The organism is Bradyrhizobium macuxiense (genome assembly GCF_001542415.1).
Lineage (GTDB): Bacteria > Pseudomonadota > Alphaproteobacteria > Rhizobiales > Xanthobacteraceae > Bradyrhizobium > Bradyrhizobium macuxiense.
Window position 1 is genome coordinate 1 of the sequence record NZ_LNCU01000137.1, and the last position, 899, is coordinate 899.

Here is an 899-nt window from a genome sequence, read left to right on the forward strand (position 1 = left end):
GGTCCCGTCCGGAAGTTGGTTGGAATTGAGGGTGGCGTAGTCTCCGGGGTGATCAAACCTCGAATCAGCCGGCGTTGGAACGCCGGATCGGAGACCACGCCATGATCAGCGATATCACGAAGACGGATGTGCCGCAGGACGGCGGCGAGACGGCTCCCCAGCTTTTCGATGATTGGTTTGATCCGATCGAAGGAGCGGTACGGGAACGGGTACGAGAGTTCATCGAGGAATTGATCCGGGACGAACTGGACACGCTGCTTGCGCGACCGCGCTACGAACACAGGAAGGCTGACCAGGAGGAAGCCTCCACCGCCGTCACAGGCCACCGACACGGCAGCCGAACGCGGTCGCTGACCGGCAGCTTCGGTCCCGTCGAGATCGCGGTACCGCGTGCCCGGCTGGATAGCCCCGATGGCACGACGAGGGAGTGGAAGAGCCATCGGCTGCGGGCCTACCAGCGGCGTACGTTGGCGGCCGATGCATTAATCGCCAATGTTTACCTGTCCGGCACCAACACGCGCCGTGTCCGTCGGGCGCTGGGCGCGCTGTTCGCGGGCAGCGTCGGCAAGGACACGGTGAGCCGGGTCTGGCGCAAGGTGAAGAGCGACTGGGACGCCTGGAATGCCCGCTCGTTGGCTGAGGAGCCGATCGTGCGGCTGATCCTCGACGGCACCGTGGTTCGGGTTCGGCTCGACCGCAAGGCGACCGCGATCTCGCTGCTTGTCGTGATCGGGGTTCGCGCGGATGGCCAGAAGATACTGCTGTCGATCAAGAGTATGGGCGGCGAGAGCACCGCAGCCTGGCGGGCCGTGCTCGACGATCTCGTCCGTCGTGATCTGCGGCGGCCCGAGTTCCTCATCGTCGATGGCGCGGTGGGGCTTGAGGCCGCGATCGCGGCC

At 65.5% G+C, this 899-nt stretch carries 1 protein-coding gene; it reads left to right on the forward strand.

Annotated elements, in window-relative coordinates:
- Nucleotides 1-101 precede the first annotated feature (101 nt).
- Nucleotides 102-899 (forward strand): transposase (locus AS156_RS40160; RefSeq protein ID WP_245313280.1); only part of this gene is annotated, 798 nt, incomplete at its 3' end.